The following is a 24,066-nucleotide window of genomic DNA, read 5'->3' as shown; positions in this document are numbered from 1 at the left end:
TGCGCAAAAAAAGCATACTGAATGACGAGAATAGGTTTAATTTCGGACACACACAGTTATCTGGATCCAAGGATATTCGACCATTTTTCCCAATGTGACGAAATATGGCACGCAGGAGATATTGGGACGGTAGATATCCTGGATAAACTGGAAGAATTTAAGCCGCTAAAAGTAGTTTACGGCAATATAGACAACAGGGAGGTACGGCAGCGTTCGGTTGAAAATCTGCATTTTGAAACAGAGGGATTCAGGGTCTGGATGACCCACATCGGTGGGGCTCCGCCCAAATACAATCCGCAGGTTATGCCCAGATTAAGAGCAGAAACTCCGGATATTTTCATATGCGGCCATTCTCATATTCTGAGGGTGATACGGGACAAGAGCCTGAAAGATATGTTATATATCAATCCCGGTGCTGCAGGAAAGGAAGGATTTCATAAGATGAGAACCCTGCTGCGTTTCAATCTGCACGAGGGGGTCATCAGCCAAATGGAGGTAATTGAACTGGGAAAGCGGGGATTGATGCAATAAAACGCGGATACCGTAAATGCTAAAACCTGACCGTCACGGTTTGTTTTTGGCCTTTCCTTACATACTGTGCTTCCACAACCTCTCCTTTTTCGTGCGCGCCCAATACTTCCATATAATCGTAGATGGTACCAATGTCTTTGCCAGCAAGTTTAATGATGATATCACCTGTCTGTATGCCCGCAACGGCGGCAGGCCTGCCCTGTGAAACACCGTCAACTCTTAGTCCTTTCCCACTAAAGGTATAATCCGGCATTACACCCAGTGTGACTTTAAACGTTGAAGTGGTTGCGGCTTTATGCGCGTTCCCAGCCTGTGTAAACATTGGCTTGCCTGGTTCGGCATCCAGGCTGTTGATCACCGTCGCAACGGCACCCAGTACCCTGGCCACGCCCTCATAATTTATTTTATCTGCATCATCCGATATTTTGTGGTAATCGCCATGCCCGCCTGAAAAAAACTGGAGTACCGGGATATCTTTCAGATAAAAAGAGGTATGATCCGAAGCCCCGACCCCAGATGAATCCGCTGTTACGGCAATATTATACTTTTTTGCAGCTGGTGGAACAATCTTCCCCCATAAAGGGCTTGTTCCCCATCCCGAAACAACCAGTCCCTTAGCGTCGTCCAGCCTGCCGATCATATCCATGTTGATCATCGCAACAAGGGAAGACAGCGGTTTGGTGGGCATGCTGGTAAAATATTTGGAACCGATGAGGCCCAGTTCTTCTCCCGAAAAAGCGATGAAAAGAAAATTATGCTTTTCATTCACGCCATTCCCGGCATAGTATTTCGCAAGCTCAAGCACCCCTGAAGTACCGGAAGCATTGTCATCGGCTCCGTTATGAATCTGATTTTTACTATCGGGCGAGAGCGAGCTTCCCTGAAAACCTTTGCCCAAATGATCATAATGCGCTCCTACCACGATCGTCTGCTCAGCGCCGTTATCCAAAAAACCGATCACGTTCCGGGCAGTTACAGTATGCGGGATGGTTTCGACGGAAATTTTGCTTTCAAAAGTCTGAAAATAAGAACCATCCTTTCCCGCAGGCTGCAATCCGTAACTTTTAAATAAAGCGGCAATGTAATTGGCAGCGCGTATCTCCCCCAGGCTCCCGGTACCTCTCCCTTCCAGATCGTCCGATGCCAGAAATGAAATGTGTGTTTTTAGGTCAGATACCTGAAATGGCTGCGCCTGCAGACTACTTATTCTGAGTAAAAAAACGATAAACAGTAATTGCTTCATTACAAGATTTATGTACGACACTGTGCCCTTATTTTTATTTATTTATAATGCCTCCTTGATATCCACCAGAAACTTCCGGACCCGCAGCAATCGCTGCACCAGGAGCTGAGACTCTTCCTTACGCCTCATTTGCTCCCTGGCCCCTTTGATGGTCCTACCCTGGTGTTCCTTCTGGTGCATGATCTTACGAACGATCTCAATGTCTCTTTCGGTGTACCGCCTTCTGTTCCGGCTGTCTCTTTTGGGGTTAAGCTGGGGAAATTTCTTTTCCCAGAAACGCAGTGCGGATGGCTCACATCCTACCATGGCAGCCACTTCATTGGTATCATAATAAATTTTTCCTGCTTCCATCTGATCCTGATTTAGCATGGCAAAAGTAATGGGCCTTTACCTTAATTAAAACAATTCTAAATAAAATATTGAGAGTATGGCTGTACGTCTCTGTAAAATTCGACAGATAACTCCGCCACGAACAGAATTAAAGTAACAGCGTACAGCAATGTAAATTAACCAAAATAACCGTATATTAAAACGCCGTTGCTGCTTTCCGGTTACCCGGCGAATTATCCGTACATGTCCGTTTTACTTTAATTCTAATAAAAACATGGATCAGCGTATTATAAATCTTTTTGACGAATATACCCATAAGCCTCTGAGCCGGGAGGTTTTCCTCAGACGACTCGCTAGGATCACAGGAAGTACAACTGCTGCACTTGCGGTGCTGCCGTTCCTGGAGGTGAACTACGCAAATGCAGCAACCGTCCGTGAGAACGACGACGAAATACTGACGGAAGATATCACCTATCAGGCTGATGGTTCCGAAATGAAGGGGTATCTGGCCGTCCCCAGAACAAAGCGCAAAAAAGGCGGGGTGATCGTAATTCATGAAAACCGTGGATTAAATCCACATACCAGGGATGTGGCCAGGCGTATTGCCAAAGCTGGTTTTATTGCACTTGCGCCTGACGCCCTGGCCCCTTTTGGAGGAACCCCCGCAGATGAAGATCAGGCCCGGGCGCTGTTTGCCAGGATAGACCCGCAAAAGAACATTGTCAATTTTCAGAAAGGCTTCGATTACCTGAAAAGCAGGAAGGAAAGTAACGGAAAAACAGGCTGCGTTGGGTTCTGCTGGGGTGGTGCGTTATCCAACCAGCTGGCGGTGCACTCGCCGGATCTTAAAGTAGCCGTAGCTTATTATGGCCGCCAGCCGGAAGCTGCCGATGTTCCAAGGATAAGGGCCAGAATTCAGCTGCATTATGGCGGGCTTGACGAGCGTATCAATGCCGGAATACCGGCTTACGAGGAAGCGTTAAAAAAGGCCGGCACCCAATATGAGATTTTTATATACGAAGGCGCTCAGCACGCTTTTCTGAACGACAGCTCTGCCGCCCGTTACAACCCAGAAGCCGCTAAACTCGCCTGGGAACGTACACTTAAAGCATTTAACGAGACACTTTCCTGACATCACCTTAACACAAAACGCAACGGATTTTATCCGGGATAAGTGCTGCATGGCATGATTTTTTGCATTGCTAAAACAGTCTTAAAATTGAACGGATATGGAACTGATATTTTTTTTAAAAGCACTGGCAAATATCTTCTTCGCAGGAATACTGATTATAGCCATAGGCCTGTCCGGCGCATTTACCCTTATGAGCTATCTGCTTAAGTCGCTGGGATTATATTATCGTGTGAAGCTGGCAAAAGAAAAACCGGTGAATAGCTGATTATCAATCACTATTCACCGGTTTTAGTATTTATTTTCCCTATTGACGACAGACTAAGAAATCAATTTTTGCCTTAGTAAAAATTCAAGCTGACCGTTCACCTCAATCAGTTTATCGATGAGTTCCCGGTTCTTTTCCCGCAGGTTAAAAATCTCGTAGGCGTTACGGATTACGATTTTCATCTGATCCTCATCCCAGGGCTTATTAATGTAGTAATAGATATGTCCTTTATTGACAGCGTCAATCACCGCGTTAACATCCGTATATCCGGTCAGCAGGATACGGATCGGATCAGAGAACTTTTTCAGAACCTCTATCAGAAAATCAACACCTGTCATCCCCGGCATCCGCTGGTCCGTGATAATGACGTGAATGGTGTTCTCCTCCAGAATCTTAAGCCCCTCCTGCCCCGAAGTGGCAATCAGCACATTAAAATCCCTTCTGAAGGCCGCTTTAAAGGAGTTTAGGTTGTTTAGCTCATCATCAACGTATAACACGCTGATTTTTTCAGAAATGTCCATTGCGAATTTTCTTAATCTTAAGATTTTAGGTCAAAAGAACAACTTTATGTATGATAATTACATTAAAAAACTCAGACATAAAATTTGTTTACAGGAATAAATGTTAAATTCGAAAATTATTAAAAAGCAATTAGAAACTTCTGCTTATCGCAATATAAAAAATACAAAGAATCATTTTTGCCGGTTCAAAACTAATTATCAACGATAAGGTTTGCACAATTTTAAGAATTTTCACTCAGGCTTTCTTATCAGCTGCCAAGTTACAGAATTGTTAGAGAATAGTGTAATAACCGATTAATAATACGAACAGAATTTTAAAATGCATCCGATTACACAAGATTTCAGGCCACTGTTTTTCTCCCGGAAAGAAAGTGCTGCTGATCACAGTTTCCAAGAGCTGCTCATCGACAAAAAAGATACCGTAATCCTGGACCTCTTTTCTGGACAAAAAAAAGAGCTTTTCAAAGTCAGGAATCCTAAAACCCGGTTGTCCGCCACCGAACTCGACAAACACTTTAACCTTTGGGCAGAAGGTAAAAATGTTGATCAGGAAGGCGTATGGGTATATTATCCCTGGGCCAGGAGAATGCTTCATATCCTGGAGAAGGCCGAATTTGTGGAACTGAGAACCAGCCGGAACAAGCACAAAATTACAAGTGCGGAGCAAAATCATTTGCTTGAAAAAAAAATAGGAATTGTAGGCTTGTCAGTAGGGAATGCGGTAGCGTTAACGCTGGCTACCGAAAGAATCTGCGGACACCTCAAACTGGCTGATTTTGACACGCTGGAACTCAGTAACCTCAACAGAATCAAAACCGGCCTTCACAATATTGGTACCAACAAAGCCATACTGACCGCCCGTGAGATAGCTGAGATTGATCCCTTCATTGAAATAGAATGTTACACAGATGGGATCACGGAACAAAACATCACGCAGTTTATAACTGAAAACGGGAATCTGGATCTGCTGGTTGAAGAATGTGACGAGCTGAACATCAAGATCCTGTGCAGAAACGAAGCAAAAAAACACCGCATTCCCGTGCTGATGGAAACGAGTGACAAAGGTATGCTGGATGTAGAAAGATTTGATCTGCAACCCGACAGGCCAATTCTGCACGGTTTGTTAAAAGATATTCCTGAGGAGAAACTCAAACACATTTCGGAAAAGGACCGCCTCCCGCTGGTGCTGAAAATGGTGAATGCGCTGAACGGTTCCAAAAGAGGGAAATTATCTCTGGTGGAAATCGGGCAGACCATCAGTACCTGGCCGCAGCTGGCAAGCGCGGTAACCCTGGGCGCCGGCGTTGTGACGGATGTATCCCGCCGTATCCTCCTGAATCAGTACAGTGAGTCGGGCAGATATTATGTGGATCTGGAAGATATTGTCGGTGATAAAATCCCAAAACCCAAGCCCGTACATACCAATCCGTACGAGCCTTTCAACATTGATGAGGCGATCGTGCTGGCAGACACAGTACCTTATAGCAACTCCGACTATATTGCAGAAGATATCATTCAGGAAATTGTTAATGCGGCTTGCCAGGCGCCTTCCACAGGTAACGACCAGCCCTGGAAGTGGCTTTACAGAAACGGCAGGTTACACCTTTTCCACGATCGTTACCGATCCTATTCCTTTGGCGATTTTGACCAGATCGCCTCTAACCTGTCGTTTGGGGCTTGCTATGAGAATCTTTTGCTTAAAAGTTACGAAGCGGGGTTGACCATCAGCGGCAATATATTCCCGTTGGGAGACGACTCTATACTCATCGCATCCATTGCGTTTTACAAAACAGCTCCGGAACAGGATTTCGAGCCTGTGCATGACCCTCAACTGGTACATGGAATTTTTGAAAGATGTACCAATCGTAACCCCTCCCTGCCGGTACCCCTATCAAATGCTCAGTACGAAGCACTGAAAAGTGCCGCTGAAAGTATAAATGGGGCAACATTTCATTATATTACGGATCAACAACAAATACTGACCATTGGCGAGATCATTGGCGCATGTGACAGGGTAAGGCTTCTGAATCCCAAAGGACACCATGATTTTGTAGCCAGGGAGATGAGGTGGACGCCTCAGGATGCAGAAAAGTCAAAAGCTGGAATTGACATCCGTACCCTGGGTTTGGATGGGGCACAGCAGGCGGCCATGGCAATCATAAAAGACGAGGACATTACCGGTACGTTAAAAGATATTGACGGCGGCCAGGCACTGATAGAAGTATCTATGAAAACGGTAAGTACGGCTTCCGCAATAGGTATCATCACATTACCTCAATATAGTTACCGGGACTTTTTCCGCGGCGGGATGTCTCTGCAGCGTTTGTGGCTGAAAGCCGAGGAATTAGGATTTGCTGTTCATCCGCTCATATCGCCTTTTTACCTGTTTCCGAGGGTACTGCATGGCAATGGAGCAGGTCTGGACGATTCCGAGGTAGGAAAATTAAAAGAGTTAAGGAAAAAATTCCTTGATGTAGTACCTTTAGGCGAAAATAAAGCCGAAGTTTTTTTAGTCAAGCTTGCAAAAGCAGAAAAGCCGCATATCAAAAGTTATCGTCTGCCGTTGGATGAAACACTTTTCATAATCAATCCGGAATCGTAAATGCTGGCACATATAAAAGCATATCGTGCGCCTGATGACGTCGAAACCAGCCTGAGATATGCCGACGGGCACAGGAAGGTACTAGAGGCATACGGTGTAAAGCAGGTCACATCGGCCAGTCATAACTGGCTTTATGATCCCAACACGTATGTAATTGTGGTAGAATCAGATGACCGGAGCACTATATATGGCGGTACCAGGGTGCAAATAAGATCTCCGGAAATAAAGATGCCCATGGAAGATGCTATCGCAAAAATTGATAAGAATATTTATAACTATGTGGACAACATAGGGGATTACAATGTAGCAGAGTTTTGTGGCCTGTTTAATTCAAAAGAAGTAGCGGGTTATGGTATAGGAAGCGTATATTTGGGACGCACTGCTATGGCAATTTCTTCTATGGTAGGGATCAAATACCTGATGGGGCTATGTTCTCCGCTGACACTTTCTATCAGTCAGCGGATCGGCTTTGAAGTATTAACCGATCTGGGCAACAACGGAACCTTTTACTATCCGAAGGAAGGGCTGATTGCCACATCGCTGATTGCCCGGGATCTGGTAAACCTGCCCTTTGCGACGCCGGAGGAAAGAGAAAAAATTTTAAGTCTGAGGGAGAATCCGAAACAGACCGTGATCGAAACCGGATTAAGAGGGGAATTGGAAATAACTTACGATATTAATCAATGGATCTAATTTTGCGCAAGAGGTACACGCTGTTTTTACTGGTTTTTCTCTCGTCCTTGACTGCATTTGCGGGTGAAGTGGTTTTTAGCGGTAACGTACTTGCCATTGGTAAGCGTGTGGACGTGCTGGAAGATACCACCGGAGTAAGTACATTATCCGATGTTATAAAATCCAGCAAGTTTGCTCAAAGTTTTGATGAAACCCCCAATTTCGGATTAAGTAACTCTACCTTCTGGCTCAGATTCACCATCAAGAACCAAACGTCTCAGGACCAGATTTTTCTGGAACTGGCCTATCCCAGGATCGAGTCCTGTACCCTGTACAGCGGGGATAAGCTCCAGGAAATCTCCTGGAACGATGTATTTGATAAAAGAGAAGTCAAGCATCAGAACATTGTCTTCAAACTCAGCATACCGCCCAAAGGCAGTGAAACCTACTACCTGAAAATAAAGGGAAGTGAACAGCTCGTGCTCCCCCTGATCATCAGAAGTGAAATGGATTTTTTCCAGTTTGCCTTTACCAATGAAATCATATCCGGTATACACATCGGTGTGCTTTTCGTGATGATGCTCTATAACTTTTTTGTTTATTTTTCAATCCGGGAGAAGAGCTATCTGTACTACGTTCTTTACATTCTTTTCATCGGGCTTACACAAACCACCATTACCGGGTACACCTTTAAATTTTTATGGCCGGACGCCCCCACTTTTAATAAGTTCTCCATCATCCTCTTCCCGGCACTAGCGGGTGTTTTTGCTATTCTGTTCTTTCAGAACTTCCTTCATTCAAGGCAGCGGGCTTCAGTGGTGCACCATATTCTCAACGTCCTCATCGCAGCCTATGCAGCCGCCATATTGTTAAATCTGTTCGGTATTGACCGGGTAAGTTACAGAATTATTGATGTTTCCGGGGTAACGGCATCGTTACTTGCCCTGGTTGTCTCCATCAAACTTTCCATTGAAAATTACCGCCCTGCCAAATTTTATCTGGTGGCCTGGGTGATTTTCCTGATCGGGATCGTACTGTTCACGTTGCGAAATCTGAACATACTGCCTTATAATATTTTCACGAATTACACCATGCAGGCCGGTACGGCCATTGAGGTGATATTGCTGTCGTTTGCCCTTGCGGATAAGATAAATATTTTGAAAAAGGAAAAAGAGATTTCGCAGGCACATGCACTTGAAATTTCCCTTGAAAACGAAAAAATCATACTGGAACAGAATGCCTACCTTGAAAAAAGTGTAAACGAGAGAACGTCTGAGTTACAAATTGCAAATAAAGAATTAAATCTGGCGCTTGTCAAACTAAAAGACGCTCAGACACAGCTTATTGACTCCGAAAAAATGGCTTCGCTCGGTCAGCTCACCTCAGGTATTGCGCATGAAATCAATAATCCTATTAACTTCGTCAGTTCAAATGTGCGGCCTTTGAGAAGGGATATTGAAGATGTTATGAAGGTATTGTCAGCTTATGAAACCATGGATGTGGCGGAAACGCCCGACCACGTCAAAAAAAGGCTGGGAGAAATCAACCGTTTAAAAATTGATCTTGACATTGACTATATCAAAGCCGAACTGGAAACATTACTGAACGGTATGGAGGACGGTGCCAAGCGGACAGTTGAAATTGTAAAGGGACTTAAAGTTTTTTCCCGTATTGACGAAGCAGACCTTAACCTGGTGAACCTGAATGAAGGAATGGATTCTACACTGGTCATCCTTAATTATCAGATGGGCACCGAAATAAAGCTTGTAAAAAGCCTGGGCAGCATTCCGAGCGTCGAATGTTACGGCGGAAAGATAAACCAGGTGTTTATGAATATTCTCAGCAATTCCATATATGCATTAAAAAAAGACACAAAAAAAGACTTTCAACCTACGATTTGGGTAACCACCTGGTTAAAGGATGACGAACACGTCGCTATATCAATTAAGGACAATGGCATAGGCATACCCGCCGAGCTGAAAACCAAAATTTTTGATCCCTTCTTCACGACCAAGCAGATCGGAGAAGGTACGGGGCTGGGTTTATCCATTGTTTTTAAAATCATAGAAGTGCACGGCGGAACGATCATCGTCAATTCGGAAGTAGGTGAAGGAACCGAGTTTGTAATAACTTTACCGATTGTAAAGAAAAAAAGGCCTATTCCAGAATTCAATGAGTGAGCAAAACATCCGTATACTATACATAGACGACGAAGAACATAACCTTCATTCTTTTAAGGCTACGTTTAGAAGACAGTACGATATTACCACGACCGTCTCGGTAACTGAGGCTGAACAATTGATGGAAAAGGAATTTTTCAACATTGTCCTGGCCGACCAGCGTATGCCGATCATGACCGGGGTACAGTTTTTCGAAAAAATCCGAAATCAGTATCCCGACGTCATCCGGATATTAATCACAGGACATACGGATATCAGTGCCGCTATTGATGCCATTAACAAAGGCGAGGTGTTCCGGTTTATTGACAAACCGTGGGACTACAAATATGTTGAAAATGCGATCACACACGCTTATGACATTTATAAGACAAGAGAAGACCTCAAACAACGCAACCTGGAATTGCAAAAGGCCAACGAAGAGCTGGACAAATTTGTCTACAGCGCTTCACACGACCTCCGGGCGCCATTAATGTCCATACTGGGTATTGTAAACCTCGCACTGATGGAGGACGATATCTCGTCTCAGAATGAATACCTTGACCTGATCAGACAATCGGTAAAAAAATTAGATACCTTTGTCATCAATATTATCGACTATTACAAAAACGCGAGGGGCGTACCCGTTATCACGGAAATCAATTTTGATGAACTGGTTACGGAGGTTCTTGCAACCATTCAGTATTTACCCGAGTTTGGCAATCTGAAGATAACCACAGACATCCAGCAAGACACAATATTTTTGTCGGATGTAATGAAACTAAGAATTATATTTAACAATCTGATTAATAACGCTATCAAGTTTCAGGACAACACCAAACCTGAACCCTTTGTATATTTGAGTGTCCGGTGCAATACCGAACAGGCTGTTATCACGATTGAAGACAACGGAACAGGAATAAAAGAAGAGGACAAGGACAAAATTTTCAAAATGTTTTATAGAGCAGGAGCTGTAAAAAGTGGTTCAGGAATAGGCCTGTACATTGTCCAGGAAGCTATTTCTAAACTCGGAGGGCAAATTAATACCACATCCGTCCTCGGGAAGGGAAGTATTTTTGAGATTATCATTCCTTCTGTAAAAAAATAGAGAGATATGTCCGTGCCTCTGAATTTTATTTTAATTGACGATAGTTCATTTGACTTGTTCATATATGAAAAACTTCTCATTAAGAGTGGATTGACCACCTCCGTTAGCAAATACAACTCAGCAAGGGATGCCTTTGCCTGGCTGACCGACACCGGAAGTGAGATACCGGATTCTATTATCCTGCTGGATCTCCAAATGCCAGATATGAATGGTTTTGAGTTTATCGATGCCTACGACACACTCCCATCCGAAGTCAAGAATAAAATAAAAATCTACATGCTTTCGTCCACGATTGATACCCGAGATATCGAGAAAGCCAAGGAAAGCCCTTATATAATTGACCTGCTATCTAAACCGTTGGAGGTGGATTTGCTAAGAGAAAAACTTTCCCTGTAAGTCTTGGTAGCTAGGTAACATCGCCTGCAGACTGACATAATCAGCGATGTACAAGAGATGTCATTTTTTCTGCTGCCCCCAACGCCCTCTGCGTGTAAATAACCTGTACAAGTTTTAATAGGGTCTACAAATTGTAGCAAAAAGAAACAGTTTTTCAGTAGAGCTATTCTTACCCTCACCCCTGCCGGTATCTTGCTTTTCTAACAGAATATTTACTGAACCCTCTTTTTCTTATCACTATAGAAAGATCTACCGAACTCCCACTATTCTGGTATGATTATGGAATACTTAGGGTTTAAACTTATTTATTCAATCCTTGCAGTATGAAGACCGATAGTAACACGATGTCAGAAATATTAAAATTACATGAACAATACGTTAAAGAGATAGAAATCAGCGGAATGAAACGGCTTTCAGCCAATATCTATAAAATCAACTCTCAGAATTTTGTCAGGTGGATCAGTGACGATTTCGTTCCAGGGGGGAAAGTTAAAAAATGACGGCAACTCCTGAAGAAGCCAATGCCGATAACAAATACAGCGAAAAATAGTAACAAGAACAGAATTCCGTTAAGATTTCCTTAATTTTGGGTTCAAAGCAAACTGATATACGCTATATGTTCTTCACATTATTTGGCTTACTCAAAGGTCGGTTTTCCAAAGATGAAATTGAAAAAGCGAAGTCTGACGAGAAGAAAATCTCTCGCCAGGAAGCACTTCAGCAAATGAGGAATTTCGCAAAGAGAAAAGAGAATAAATAATACTTAACAACCCTGCCCGTAATAGGCGTCTTTACCATGCTTGCGGAAATAGTGTTTGTCAATCAGAGTCTGTTTAATAGTTTCAGCCGATGCATTGATCTGTAATGTCAGAAAAGCCATCTTCGCAATTTCTTCCAGCACAACGGAATTATAAATCGCCTTGGCCGGATCTTTGCCCCAGGTAAAAGGCCCATGGCAGGCCACCAACACCATCTCGACCTCCTCAGGACTGAGAGCGTTACGGGTAAAGGTTTCAAGGATCTGATACCCCGTTTCCAATTCATAATCCCGCAGAATGGCTTCATCTGTCATCACTTCGGTAACCGGTACGGCCTGAACGAGATGATCCGCATGGGTGGTCCCCAGATTAGGAATTGGCTTTTGTGCTTGGGCCCAGGCTACGGCATAGGTCGAATGGGTATGACATACTCCCCCTATTGATGGAAAGTTTTTATACAAAAGCGTATGTGTTCGGGTATCTGACGAAGGCCTCATGCTACCTTCAATAACTACGTTGTCAAGGTCTACAATAACAATATCTTCCACCTTTAGCCTGTTGTACGGTACCCCGCTCGGCTTAATAGCCACTACCCCTTCCTGCCGGTCTATCCCACTCACATTACCAAAAGTTACGATGGCAAGGTTTTCCTTGGGAATTTCCATATTGGCTTCAAAAACCTGCTCCTTCAAATAAGTATATCTTGACATATTTTATTTAAAATGGTATTGCGATCATACATTTGGTGCCGCAAAATAATCTCTCAACTTTCACTTATAATATCCTTCACTCCATCTTAGCTCATTTTTTAGCTGGCGAAGCCGGGTGTCCTTGTCGATAACCACCAGTTCCACGCCAGTCATTTCCGCAAAATCTTCTATATGCTGCACAGAAAGGTTCTGACTGTAAACCGTATGATGTGCTCCCCCTGCATAAATCCAGGCCGCGCAGGCTGTTGACATATCCGGCAACGGTTTCCATAGCGCCCGTGCAACCGGCAGTTTAGGAAGCGGGTTACTTACCTCAACAGCTTCCACTTCATTAGCCAGCAGGCGAAAACGATTTCCCAAGTCCACCAGCGAAAGGTTGAGCGCTTTTCCAGGAGAAGCATTAAATACCAATCTGACGGGATCGTCTTTCCCACCGATGCCCAGCGGATGAATTTCGCATGAAGGTTTGTCTGCAGCGATGGTGGGGCAAATTTCCAGCATGTGCGCTCCGAGCACCAGATTTTCCCCTGGCTTGAAATGATAGGTATAGTCCTCCATAAATGAATTTCCACCCGGCAGGCCGCTGCCCATCACTTTAAGTGCCCGGACCATCGCCGCCGTTTTCCAGTCACCTTCGCCGGCATAACCATATCCGGAAGCCATCATGTGCTGAGTGGCAATTCCAGGTAATTGTTTCATCCCGTGCAGATCTTCAAAGGTGTTGGTAAAACCTTTAAAATTGCCATCCTGCAAGAAATAACGGATACCCAGCTCAATGCGGGCTGCATCGGCAAGGGATTTGCGCCTGGTGCCATCCGCGACTAAGTCAGCTACCAGATGGTAACGGTCTTCATATGTTTTGATTAAATCATATACCTCCTGATCGGAAACTGCGTTGATTACCGCAACCAGGTCTCCCACTCCATAGGTATTAACAGAGAAACCGAAAGTCATTTCGGCCGCAACCTTATCCCCTTCTGTAACAGCCACCTCACGCATGTTATCGCCGAATCTTACGAATTTGGCACCATACAAATCATGCCGTGCCACCGCCACACGTGCCCACTGATCTAATCCTGCCAGCACCTGGGCATCCTGCCAATGCCCTACCAGAACTTTGCGGTTGAGGCGCATGCGCGTCATCATGAACCCGAACTCCCGATCACCGTGCGCCGACTGGTTCAGATTCATAAAATCCATGTCGATCGCTGCCCAGGGAATATCCCTGTTGAACTGGGTATGCAGATGAAGCAGCGGTTTTTGTAAAATCTGCAGGCCCCTGATCCACATTTTGGCCGGAGAAAAGGTGTGCATCCATGCAAGGATCCCAACACACTTTTTACTTACATTTGCTTCCTGAAGGATATTATAAATTTCATCCGAAGTTGTGACGACGGGCTTATATACTACCGAAACCGACACTGCCCCTGAACCTGATAACTCCCTGGCTATCATCAGAGCGTGTTCATTGACCTGCCTGAGGGTGTCCTCACCGTAAAGATGCTGGCTACCTGTTACAAACCACAATTCAAACTGCTTGAAATCAATCATTGATTGTATTTTTTCTTAGTTGGTTATTTCCGGAATCAGTTGACTGACCAAAAATTCGTTTTCTATAAAATTACCGGCCTGAATATATTTCCCGTATAGTTTCTGATAAACGGGCACTACATCGGGCCGTGGATGATAAACCATATCAAAACCGGAACCCATCGCTGCCTGTGCCTCGGGCAGCGATTTGTGTACTCCGGCGGCTACTGACGCAAACATGGCCGCACCCAAGGCGCAGGCCTGGTCGGCGGCGGCCACTTTAATGGGTACATTCAGCACATCCGACAGCACCTGCATCACATAACCCGATTTCCTTGCTACCCCCCCAATCGCAATTACCTCATGAATGGGGATACCTTCCTTCTTGAATCTTTCCACAATACTTTTGGAACCAAAGGCAGTACTTTCGACCAATGATTTGAATATTTTGGCACTATCACTTCCCAGATCAAGACCGAGGATAGCGCCTTTCAGCATGTGGTTCGCATCCGGGGTGCGTCGTCCGTTGAGCCAATCCACCGTGACCGGATCATTTTCAGTAACAGGCAGAAGCAAGGCTTGGTCGGACAGGTAGGCAATCAGTCTTTTTTCCAATTCAGCCGCCTGATCTTCACCCAACAGGGCACTCACCGGCGAAATGACCAGCTTGGCAAACCAGGCATATATATCCCCGAACGCGGACTGCCCCGCCTCCATCCCAAGCATACCGGGCACAATGGATCCGTCAACCTGTCCGCAGATTCCCTTTACCAGCAAATGTCCTACCTCCTCGTTGGGGGCAATCAGCATGTCACATGTAGAAGTACCGATTACCTTACACAGGGCATAGGGCTCAATCATTGCTCCCACCGCACCCATGTGTGCGTCAAAGGCTCCCACGCCTATCACCACATTGTCGGGTAACCCGAGCCGTTTGGCCCATTGCCGGGATATTGTGCCCAACGGCTGATCTGCGGTACTTGTTTCCGCAAAAAGGCGGGACCTGATACCAGCCAGGAGCGGGTCCAGTGCCACCAGAAAGTCCTCCGAAGGCAGTCCGTCAAAATCCGGATGCCATAATGCCTTATGGCCTGCTGCGCATCGGGATCTCTTCATTTTCAGCGGGTCGGTATCTCCCGTCAATTCTGCTGAAATCCAGTCGCAGTGCTCCATCCACGAAAATGCTTCCTGAGCAACCTGGCCGTCAACACGCAGGATATGTAATATTTTGGCCCAAAACCATTCCGATGAATAAATCCCTCCCACAAACCGTGTGTAATCCGTTGTCCAGCGCTTAGCCAGCTTGTTGATCTCAACCGCCTCCTGATTGGCAGTATGGTCTTTCCAAAGCACAAACATTGCATTAGGATTTTCGGCAAAGGCGGGATGCATGGCAAGCGCCTGCCCGTTCCGATCAACTGCAACGGGCGTGGAGCCGGTTGTATCAATGGAAATTCCTCTGACCTGCTCCCGAACAGACGCCGGACAGCCTGCAAGCGCTTCGTTAACAGCAGCTTCCAGGGATTCCAGATAGTCGAGCGGGTGCTGCCGGAATTGAGAACTTGACGGATCACAATATTTGCCAGCTTTCCACCTGGGGTACTCGCGTAATGCGGAGGAAACTGAATTTCCGTTGTGCGCATTCACAACGAGTGCACGGACGGAATCTGTGCCAAAATCAATCCCTATTACGTAATCTTCTGCCATCGGTGGTTCAGGATACAATTTGATTTTTTGTTTGATAATCAGATAACAAATATAAATAAAACTACTTATAGTGTATACCTGACACAATTATTATTGATTAAATAACACCATCCCCTCAGGCACTACCATGCATTTCAGTATCCTGAATAATTCAATTTTGCTTCATCGAATCCGGCATAAAATTCCAGAAAGAGTGAAACTGTTCGGTATACTTCTCTATGTCAAGCTTATAAAGTGCGGCTTTCTTAGTGGTGGAATTACTGTTTTTAAAACCAGTATCGATCAGCAAGCCTGTAGACAATAGTTTTCGGCTGAAGTTACGGCGGTCAAGCGGTATACCGTAAATAGCTTCATACAATTTCTGAAGCTGGGGAATGGTGAAACGTTCCTGAAGCAGTTCAAAACCGATCGGGTGAAGTGCTGCCTTATAACGGAGATGTTCTATGGCTTTCAGGACCATTTCGTTGTGATCAAATATCAGTGAAGGACGATTGTCCAGTACAATCCAGGAGGCATTATGGCTTCTCACCGACTCACTGTCGTGTTCATCAATCTTGATCAGTGCAAAGAAAACAATGGAAACGGTACGTTCTCCCGGATCCCGGTCGGTTTTTCCAAATACAGCGAGTTGCTCAAAATAAACATTTTTTAGCCCTGTCAAATCATGTAAAATACGGGCAGCCCCTACTTCCAGATCCTCAGAAGGCTCCAAAAAACCTCCCATCAACGACCATTTTCCCCGTTCCGGCTCAAAATTTCTTTTGATCAGCAACAGTTTTAGGTCTTTTCCGTCAAATCCAAAAATGATGCAATCTATAGCCAGGAAAATTCTGGATGACTGAGGATAATTTATCATGAAATATGCATGGTGGGTAACAGATATGCTTTTTTGCTTCTCATAAATCCGATGGCATACAAGCGTATTCTGTTATTTTATTTTTAACAAAGGCTCAAAAATTAACCGGATTACTTAATATTTACCTGAACAAGAAAAACCAGATTTAAAGCCAAATTTGCAAAAAAATTAATTACTTCGTTCATAAGTAAGTGCGCTTCTCATGAATCAACAGTATCTATCACTTTCCGATGAAGAAATTATCGTCCTGATCCGCAGTCAGGACGATAAGGCCGCTTTTCAGGAATTATACGAAAGATACTTTCGCGTACTTTTCAACTATGCGTACAGCAAGATCAATGATGAATTTTCGGCACAGGAAATTGTTCAGGAATTATTTGTGAACCTGTGGCAACAACGCTACCGGAACGAGATCTTATCCTGCCGCCCCTACCTGTTTGCTGTTGTTAAAAAACTGATCATTTCGTATTACAGAAAAGAGCATACCCGCCAGCATCATTACAGCCAGTGGGGTATCTACCGCAGCGACGAAAGTACCGTCACAACCGATCAGGAGGCTATTACCAGCGATCTGCGTAACCGCTACGAGGAGGGACTTCATTTACTGCCACCCAAGTGCCGGGAAGTTTTTGTACTGAGCCGACAGGGATTATCCAATAAAGAGATAGCCCTGCAACTGGTTATTTCTGAAAAAACAGTAGAGCAGCACATTACCAAAGCCCTTCGTATCCTCCGCAGTTATCTGAGGGAGCACCTTCCCTACCTGATTATCTTTTTACAATTATTGTCCTGATATCAGCACAGGACTAAGGGTTAAGCCTCCGGGAAGCGACTTACCCTTTGAAAAACTTCAAACAGATTATGATTTCCAGATTTACCATTCTTGCTCTTTTATTTCTTTCCATTGGCTTCACCCTGGCCCAGCCCGCTCATTATTCCACCGCTCAGGCGCATTCTCACAATGATTATGAGCAGGATATACCATTCTGGCGGGCCTACTATCAGCAGTTCGGGTCCATCGAGGCAGATGTGTTTCTGAAAAATGATACCTTGTTCGTAGCCCATGAAGCTAAAAACATAAAACGGGGAAAAACCCTGAAAGAGCTGTACCTGATTCCCCTGCAAACCCAGATTAACGGAAATGATGGCCGGGTATATCCAAAATCAGATGGTCCGATCCAGCTACTCATTGATATCAAAACAGAAAGCAAATCTACCATGGAGGCGCTGAAAAAAGAGCTGGACCACTATCAGGACATTTTGATACCCCGCGGAAAAGTCAGCGTGGTGATCAGCGGGAATTCGCCGTCTCCGCGAAATTTTGCCGATTACCCTCCCTACTTCTCGTTTGACGGCCGGCCGGGTATTGCATACACCCAGGAAGAACTATCCCGCATTGGCCTCATCAGCCAGTCGTTTCAGCATTATACCAAATGGAACGGAAAGGGTATTCTGGTTGCCAAGGAAAAACAGGAAATAGAAAGTGTCATAGCGCAAACCCACAGCATGGGAAAAAAAATCAGGTTCTGGGCTACACCAGATCATGTAAATGCCTGGAAAATGCTGATGAACCTCCATGTCGATTATCTGAACACAGATAAAATTGAAGCACTTGGCAACTATTTGAAAAACCGGAAAAATGCGGAGTATACCCATGCAGGATCCTATACACCTTACCAGCCTTCCTATAAAAACAACGACAGGTTCAGCAAGGTTAGAAATATAATACTGCTGATTGGCGACGGAATGGGCCTGGCACAGATATACTCAGGCCTAACGGCAAACCATGGGGTGCTCAATTTATCCCGCTTTCTCAATATAGGCTTTTCAAAAACAAACGCTTCGGATAGTTACATTACCGACTCAGCCGCCGGGGCTACTGCAATGGCTACCGGACACAAAACCAGAAACCGGGCCATAGGGGTTGACAGTAATTTTAATGCGGTTTCCAATCTGCCCGAACTGATTAAACCACTTGGCATCCGCTCGGCTCTGATCTCGGCCGGTCCCGTTACGGATGCTACTCCAGCTGCCTTTTTCGCACACCAGCCTTTCAGGGAAATGGAAAAAGAAATAGCGCACGATTACCTCAGGTCGCCGGTGGATATACTCATCGGGGGCGATAATTCATTCTTCAAACGGGGGAAAATAGCCGACAGCCTGCAGTTGAAAGGCGTGAAATTTTCGGAAGACTGGCAGGATATTACTTCTCTCAAAACTCCGTTTGTACTACTGGATAAAACAAAAACGGTTCCGGTACTGCAAGGCAGAGGAGATTTCCTGACTGAAGCATTTCATAAAGCTACCACGGAACTAGGCAAAGGCAAAGCCGGATTTTTTATGATGGCCGAAGGTGCACAAATTGATTACGGCGGTCATGCCAACAAACTTCCTTATGTGGTAACTGAAATGCTGGATTTTGACAAACTGATTGGCGAAGCGTTGAAATTCGCGGATTCCAATGGCGAGACCCTCGTGATCGTAACGGCAGACCATGAAACAGGCGGCCTGTCTTTATTGGACGGCGACTTCAAAAAAGGATATGTGGATGGGAATTTCAGTACCAACGACCATACCTCGGTGATGGTACCAGTATTTGCCTATGGTCCTCACTCTATGGATTTTCGCGGAGTTTATGAAAACACCGAAATTTTTTCCAGAATGCTTACTCTTCTGAAAAAGTACCATTCCAAATAACACAAAAGCATATCACTATCAATCAATTACAATGAAAATACCTTAATCAGTACGTCCTGCCCTTACCGATACTTCCTGGATTCGACGGCTCTCTGTTGATAAATCCGAAGATTTTTTTAAATATTTTTTTGATCTGAGTAAGGGTTACCCCGCTGGCGTGCGACCTCACATTTATAAATCACTTTCTCTTTATTTCTTTAAATGAAACAGCCGTTTATTTCTCACCATTTGCTTAAAAAATACCTGGATAGCCAGTGCACAGACCAGGAAAAGGAAACGGTTGAGAAATGGTATAATGCGATTAACGGCATACCCAATTACCTGGATACGCTGCCAGAACATGAACAAAAAAGATTAAAAACCGAAACCTATTCATTTATCGAAAGGGCACTTTCCGAAGGCTCCGCTACAAACAGATCCAGGCTGGTCAGATGGTCCGTAGCAGCGGCGGCTTCCTTCCTTGTGTTCGCCCTGGGTTACTTTGCTTTAAAAAAAACGGGCACCAGGGATCAGATCATTGTCGCTGAAAACAAACCGGTTACAGAAGATAAACTGGTCACTTTTACTAATAACGACTCAAAAATAAATCAACACAAGTTACCGGATGGCACAACCGTATGGATGTATAGTGAGGCAAGTATCAGTTATCCGGCAGTTTTTGACCAGGCCGATCGCAAGGTTAAATTTTCGGGCGAAGGCTATTTTGATGTAGCGCACGATAGTAAACATCCCTTTTACATTGCAGTGGGGCAGATGCAGATAAAAGTATTGGGTACCAGCTTTAATGTGAAAGCCTCTGCTAATCAGAAGATTTATGAAATTTCGGTAGTATCAGGCTCTGTATCAGTAAGTTCAACAAATACAGATTCCAACACACAACCGATGGTACTGAAACCCAGGGAGCAGGCATTTTTTGAACTCGGGTCTGAGCGGCTCACAATGGCTAAAATACCTGCCCAGCCGAAAAAGGAAATTTATGAACCCGTCTCCATTGTATTTGAAGGTACGCCAGTCAAAAGAGTAATTGAACTACTCGACGAACGCTTTGATATTAAGATCCATCTGATGAACCCCAAAATGGCAGAATGTGGACTGACAGCCGATTTCGAACAGCAATCGTTACCTGCCATTATGGAAATGCTTTGTACCTCACTGGACGCAAGTTACAGTATCTCTGGAAAAACGATCCTGCTAGACGGTCCTTCGTGCGAATAATCAGACATAAAAATACAATATCCCAACACAACCAATCCTGACTTTATGCACAAAAAATTTACAATTCCTCCCTGACCCAAAAAAGCGAAAGAGCCGGATGTGTACCACCACACCCGACCCTCCCGTGCTTAGTATTTGCCCCTTTTGAAAACATTGTGTACCACCACAATGCAAGAGGTTCTTGTCCAATCAGTTCAAAATAATCAGACAGTCAAAATTATGGAAAAATCAGTACGTAACAAGCCGGTTAACTGGCTAAAACTTATGCGCATCGGATTGTTTCAATGTGTTTTAGCAGCGCTGCTCGGCAGTTTTGCCTATGCAAGGGAAAGTTCAGCTCAGTCTGTGCTCAGCCAGGATATGACACTGAATTTCAATAATCTCAGCCTCAAGGATGCTTTGGGGCAAATTCAGGAAAAAACGGATGTGAAGTTCGTGTACAGTACCCGTATATCCCTCCGCGACAAAATCAACCTTCGCGTGGAAAAACAAAAGTTGTCCAAAGTACTCGACATGCTTTTGTCGCCACGGGGTATAAGCTATAAGGTCATCAACGACCAGATCGTTCTGGCACGCTCTAAAAACACATCTGACCTGGTACTGCCAGCACTGGAAGAAAAATTACAGCGTGCCATTTTACCCATCGATATCGTTGTCAAGGGGAAAGTGACTGCTTCGGAGAACCAGGAAGCGCTTCCTGGTGTAAGTATCGTGGTAAAGGGTACACAAAAAGGTACTACGACCGATGCGAACGGAGAATTTGAAATTGAAGTTCCTAATGTAGAATCCACCCTGATATTCAGTTTTGTGGGATACGAGCCTCAGGAGATTTTGGTGGGTACGCAATCTGTGATCAACGTGGGCCTGAAAGCCGATACCAAATCCCTGGAAGAAGTGGTGGTGATTGGGTATGGAACCATGAAAAAGGGTGATCTTTCCTCCGCCGTTTCCACCGTGCCGGATATGGAACAGATCAAAAACAGGCCGGTACTGAATGTCGGTGCCATGATCCAGGGAAAAGTGGCAGGTGTTACGGCAGTCAACAACGGAGGCCATCCGAATAGTGGCCCTAAAGTAACCATAAGGGGTGTGGGTTCACGAGGAGATGAAAGTGTACTGTACGTGGTGGATGGTGTCCCTAACGCCCCCTACAACCCTGCTGATATTGAATCCATTACAGTATTGAAAGATGCGGCATCAGCTGCTATTTATGGCGCGTTTTCAGGTTCGGCAGGTGTTATCCTGATCACCACCCGGCAAGCCGCCGAAGGAAAACCCAGTGTTGAATACAGTGGGTTCACAGGTGCCAAAAACGCGTGGAAACTTCCACAGTCCCTTACAGCCGTGAACGAGGCAAAGGTTTCCAACCTGGCTTACACCAACGCGGGCTTAGCTCCGCTGGATGGATGGAATGCTGATAAAAACCCTTATGCACAGGTAACACGTACCGACTGGATCGATGAAATTTTCCGTACAGGTGTGGTTCAGCGCCATAACGTAAGCGTGAATGCCGGCACAGGCAAATTCTCCACGCTGCTTCAGGGTCGTTACGAAAAAGAAGAGGGAACGCTGATCAACACCTTCTCGCAGAACATTTCCCTGCGCCTTAATGCAAGTTACAAGTTCACCGACAACATCAAACTCCGTCAGGATGTATTCTACAACAATAGCGACAGCCGTGGTACCTCCACAGAAAGTGGTTACAGCGGTACCGTGCTCTCGGCTATTTATATGCCCCGCTCGGCTGCGGCTTATTACGACGACGGTACTTTTGGAGGCGTTGGCCCCCGCGATTCACAGTACCTGGGTATTCATGGTGATGCGATCAGTCCGCTGGCTACCTTACTGAGAAACAATTCCACAAACAAAGAAAGCGTCATGCAGTCTGTTACGGAACTGTCCTATAACGACATCATTCCAGGACTAAGTTATGTAAGCCGTTTTTCTTTTAGACAAGGAAGTAAGCTGTACAAAAATTTCACTCCAAGGAGAACAGAGCCCGGTAAACCGGATGGACAAAATACCCTGGATTATTCCACAGGACGCAATTTTAACTGGATCTGGGAAAACACAGCCAATTACAGCAAGGTGCTGGGTAAGCACAACATCGGAGCTATGGCTTCCATGACGGCACAGGAGAATTTCAACCGGGAGTTTGCAATTTCTGCAAAAGGCTTTCAAAATGAGGCCGACTGGGCTCAGTTCTTTATTAACGCCACGATCTTTGACCAGAACAAACCTACCGACAAAGAAACCAAAGACAGAACTGCATCCTATGTGGGCAGGCTTTCTTATAGCTGGGCAGACAGGTATTTCGTTACCGGAAGTTACCGTTACGACATTGCAGGCAGGCTTGCCAAAGGATACCGCGGAAAAGGGTTTCCGGCTGTAACCGCAGCATGGAAGCTTAGCTCAGAACCCTTTTTTGATATCAAAGGCATTGATCTGGTGAAGTTCAGAGCCAGCTGGGGACGTATCGGGAACATTAATTCCATCCCGCTGTATTATGGCTACCCTGCGCTGTCGACAGACGAAACCAATCAGATCGGAGATGCCGCGCCTAATACCTATGCCATGTTTATCAACAGCCGTTTTAACCCTGAGCTTTCCTGGGAAACCTCTCAGCAGACGGATATCGGTTTGGACGTAAGCATACTAAAACAGCGCCTAACCATCACCGCGGACTATTTTGACAAACTCACCTTCGACCTGATCAAACAGCAGGATACCGAATGGACCAATACATTTGGTTATGGTGCGCCCTCTATCAACCAGGGAAAAATCAGAAACAGCGGATTTGAATTAGCTGCATCATGGAAAGATAAAGCCGGTGATTTCGGATACGAAATTGGCGGAAATTTCGCAACGCTTAAAAACCGCGTAGACTATATTGATAATAACCCTAGGTCTGTCTGGGCACATACGGAGTCATGGAGAAGTATTCTTACTCCCTACCGCTCCACCGTTGGGCAGCCTTACTATTCCTACTGGCTTATCAAAAACGCCGGTATTTTCCAGACCGATGCCGCTGCTGCTGAATATGTAAGCTCAACAGGCACCAGAATCCAGCCGAATGCCAAAGCAGGTGACCTTAAGTTCATTGATGAAAACGGTGATGGAAAAATCGACGATCTGGATCGGGTGTATATGGGTAATGCATTTCCGGAGATCACCTATGGATTTACTGCAAATGTGACATGGAAAAATTTTGATGCAAGTATCTTCTTCCAGGGCGTAGGAGGTGTCAAACTTTTCCATGCGTTCAAACAATCCACATTGAACGGTGCAGAACAGGGATACAACCGCTGGGACAAAATCCTGGACGCGTGGTCAGAAACGAACACAGGCTCTGACATACCAAAAATCAGAGCAAACGACCCCAACAGGAATTTCCAGACGAATTCGGACTGGTACCTGGAAGATGGCGATTATCTGCGTCTGAAAAACCTGATGATCGGGTATACCTTCACGCAGCTTCCCAAAAACATGAATCTCCGCATTTACGTAAGTGGCGATAACCTACTGACTTTCACCAAATACAGTGGCATGGATCCGGAAGTTGGAAACATAGGCCTGGATGGTGGACAGTATCCCGTATCAAGAATTTATTCGGCTGGTCTGAGACTTAAATTTTAAG

Annotated in this window: 21 protein-coding genes; 14 read left to right on the top strand and 7 right to left on the bottom strand. The window is 45.1% G+C overall.

Annotated features, from left to right (window positions below; genetic code table 11):
• Window positions 1-21: 21 nt before the first annotated feature.
• A complete protein-coding gene (locus tag KOE27_RS06915; RefSeq protein WP_215238078.1) occupies window positions 22-531 on the top strand; it encodes a metallophosphoesterase family protein in 510 nt (169 codons plus the stop codon).
• A gap of 19 nt (window positions 532-550) precedes the next feature.
• Here the strand turns inward: KOE27_RS06915 and KOE27_RS06910 are convergent, their stop codons facing one another.
• Together KOE27_RS06910 and KOE27_RS06905 are read right to left on the bottom strand one after the other, a co-directional pair.
• Entirely contained in the window at window positions 551-1,774 is a 1,224-nt protein-coding gene (locus tag KOE27_RS06910) for a M28 family peptidase (protein ID WP_215238077.1), read from the bottom strand.
• 42 nt (window positions 1,775-1,816) lie between these two features.
• Entirely contained in the window at window positions 1,817-2,125 is a 309-nt protein-coding gene (locus tag KOE27_RS06905) for a MerR family transcriptional regulator (RefSeq protein WP_215238076.1), read from the bottom strand.
• A gap of 253 nt (window positions 2,126-2,378) precedes the next feature.
• Between KOE27_RS06905 and KOE27_RS06900 the strand changes: the two genes are divergently transcribed.
• The gene (locus KOE27_RS06900; RefSeq protein ID WP_215238075.1) at window positions 2,379-3,236 is read left to right on the top strand and encodes a dienelactone hydrolase family protein; all 858 of its coding nucleotides are present in this window, start codon (window positions 2,379-2,381) and stop codon (window positions 3,234-3,236) included.
• Between the two features lie 97 nt (window positions 3,237-3,333).
• Window positions 3,334-3,501 (top strand): hypothetical protein, encoded by a 168-nt coding sequence (locus KOE27_RS06895; RefSeq protein WP_215238074.1) that lies wholly within the window; start codon window positions 3,334-3,336, stop codon window positions 3,499-3,501.
• Window positions 3,502-3,554: 53 nt separating this feature from the next.
• Here the strand turns inward: KOE27_RS06895 and KOE27_RS06890 are convergent, their stop codons facing one another.
• Window positions 3,555-4,022 (bottom strand): response regulator, encoded by a 468-nt coding sequence (locus tag KOE27_RS06890; RefSeq protein WP_215238073.1) that lies wholly within the window; start codon window positions 4,020-4,022, stop codon window positions 3,555-3,557.
• Between the two features lie 319 nt (window positions 4,023-4,341).
• On the opposite strand from KOE27_RS06890, the gene KOE27_RS06885 reads away from it, so the two are divergent.
• The 7 genes from KOE27_RS06885 to KOE27_RS06855 all read left to right on the top strand — a co-directional run bounded on the left by KOE27_RS06885 (window position 4,342) and on the right by KOE27_RS06855 (window position 11,716).
• Window positions 4,342-6,624 (top strand): Rv1355c family protein, encoded by a 2,283-nt coding sequence (locus tag KOE27_RS06885; protein ID WP_215238072.1) that lies wholly within the window; start codon window positions 4,342-4,344, stop codon window positions 6,622-6,624.
• Window positions 6,625-7,317: a hypothetical protein gene (locus tag KOE27_RS06880; RefSeq protein WP_215238071.1), complete on the top strand. Its 693-nt coding sequence runs from the start codon at window positions 6,625-6,627 to the stop codon at window positions 7,315-7,317.
• Complete coding sequence (locus KOE27_RS06875) at window positions 7,308-9,476, top strand: sensor histidine kinase (protein ID WP_215238070.1); 2,169 nt, start codon at window positions 7,308-7,310, stop codon at window positions 9,474-9,476. Before KOE27_RS06880 ends, KOE27_RS06875 begins: the two co-directional genes overlap by 10 nt.
• Entirely contained in the window at window positions 9,469-10,560 is a 1,092-nt protein-coding gene (locus KOE27_RS06870; RefSeq protein WP_215238069.1) for a hybrid sensor histidine kinase/response regulator, read from the top strand. Before KOE27_RS06875 ends, KOE27_RS06870 begins: the two co-directional genes overlap by 8 nt.
• Window positions 10,561-10,566: 6 nt before the next feature.
• On the top strand, window positions 10,567-10,956 hold the full coding sequence (locus KOE27_RS06865; RefSeq protein ID WP_215238068.1) for a response regulator: 390 nt from the start codon (window positions 10,567-10,569) through the stop codon (window positions 10,954-10,956).
• A gap of 323 nt (window positions 10,957-11,279) precedes the next feature.
• Window positions 11,280-11,456: a hypothetical protein gene (locus KOE27_RS06860; protein WP_215238067.1), complete on the top strand. Its 177-nt coding sequence runs from the start codon at window positions 11,280-11,282 to the stop codon at window positions 11,454-11,456.
• Window positions 11,457-11,572: 116 nt separating this feature from the next.
• Window positions 11,573-11,716, top strand: a complete 144-nt coding sequence (locus KOE27_RS06855; RefSeq protein ID WP_215238066.1) for a hypothetical protein — start codon at window positions 11,573-11,575, stop codon at window positions 11,714-11,716.
• 3 nt (window positions 11,717-11,719) lie between these two features.
• Here the strand turns inward: KOE27_RS06855 and KOE27_RS06850 are convergent, their stop codons facing one another.
• The 4 genes from KOE27_RS06850 to KOE27_RS06835 form a co-directional block, all read right to left on the bottom strand.
• Complete coding sequence (locus KOE27_RS06850; RefSeq protein ID WP_215238065.1) at window positions 11,720-12,424, bottom strand: L-ribulose-5-phosphate 4-epimerase; 705 nt, start codon at window positions 12,422-12,424, stop codon at window positions 11,720-11,722.
• 60 nt (window positions 12,425-12,484) lie between these two features.
• Entirely contained in the window at window positions 12,485-13,975 is a 1,491-nt protein-coding gene (gene araA, locus KOE27_RS06845; RefSeq protein ID WP_215238064.1) for an L-arabinose isomerase, read from the bottom strand.
• A gap of 15 nt (window positions 13,976-13,990) precedes the next feature.
• On the bottom strand, window positions 13,991-15,661 hold the full coding sequence (locus KOE27_RS06840) for a ribulokinase (RefSeq protein ID WP_215238063.1): 1,671 nt from the start codon (window positions 15,659-15,661) through the stop codon (window positions 13,991-13,993).
• A 151-nt stretch (window positions 15,662-15,812) separates the two neighbouring features.
• Entirely contained in the window at window positions 15,813-16,517 is a 705-nt protein-coding gene (locus KOE27_RS06835) for an NUDIX hydrolase (RefSeq protein WP_215238062.1), read from the bottom strand.
• A 202-nt stretch (window positions 16,518-16,719) separates the two neighbouring features.
• Between KOE27_RS06835 and KOE27_RS06830 the strand changes: the two genes are divergently transcribed.
• From KOE27_RS06830 to KOE27_RS06815, 4 genes are all read left to right on the top strand, one after another.
• On the top strand, window positions 16,720-17,310 hold the full coding sequence (locus KOE27_RS06830) for an RNA polymerase sigma-70 factor (protein ID WP_215238061.1): 591 nt from the start codon (window positions 16,720-16,722) through the stop codon (window positions 17,308-17,310).
• Between the two features lie 68 nt (window positions 17,311-17,378).
• Window positions 17,379-19,214: an alkaline phosphatase gene (locus KOE27_RS06825; protein ID WP_215238060.1), complete on the top strand. Its 1,836-nt coding sequence runs from the start codon at window positions 17,379-17,381 to the stop codon at window positions 19,212-19,214.
• A 201-nt stretch (window positions 19,215-19,415) separates the two neighbouring features.
• Entirely contained in the window at window positions 19,416-20,429 is a 1,014-nt protein-coding gene (locus KOE27_RS06820; protein ID WP_215238059.1) for a FecR family protein, read from the top strand.
• Window positions 20,430-20,648: 219 nt separating this feature from the next.
• The gene (locus KOE27_RS06815) at window positions 20,649-24,065 is read left to right on the top strand and encodes a SusC/RagA family TonB-linked outer membrane protein (RefSeq protein WP_229252672.1); all 3,417 of its coding nucleotides are present in this window, start codon (window positions 20,649-20,651) and stop codon (window positions 24,063-24,065) included.
• Window position 24,066: the final 1 nt, after the last annotated feature.

The sequence above is a fragment of the Dyadobacter sp. CECT 9275 genome, from assembly GCF_907164905.1.
GTDB lineage: Bacteria > Bacteroidota > Bacteroidia > Cytophagales > Spirosomataceae > Dyadobacter > Dyadobacter helix.
This window is presented reverse-complemented; position numbering and strand designations above follow the sequence as displayed.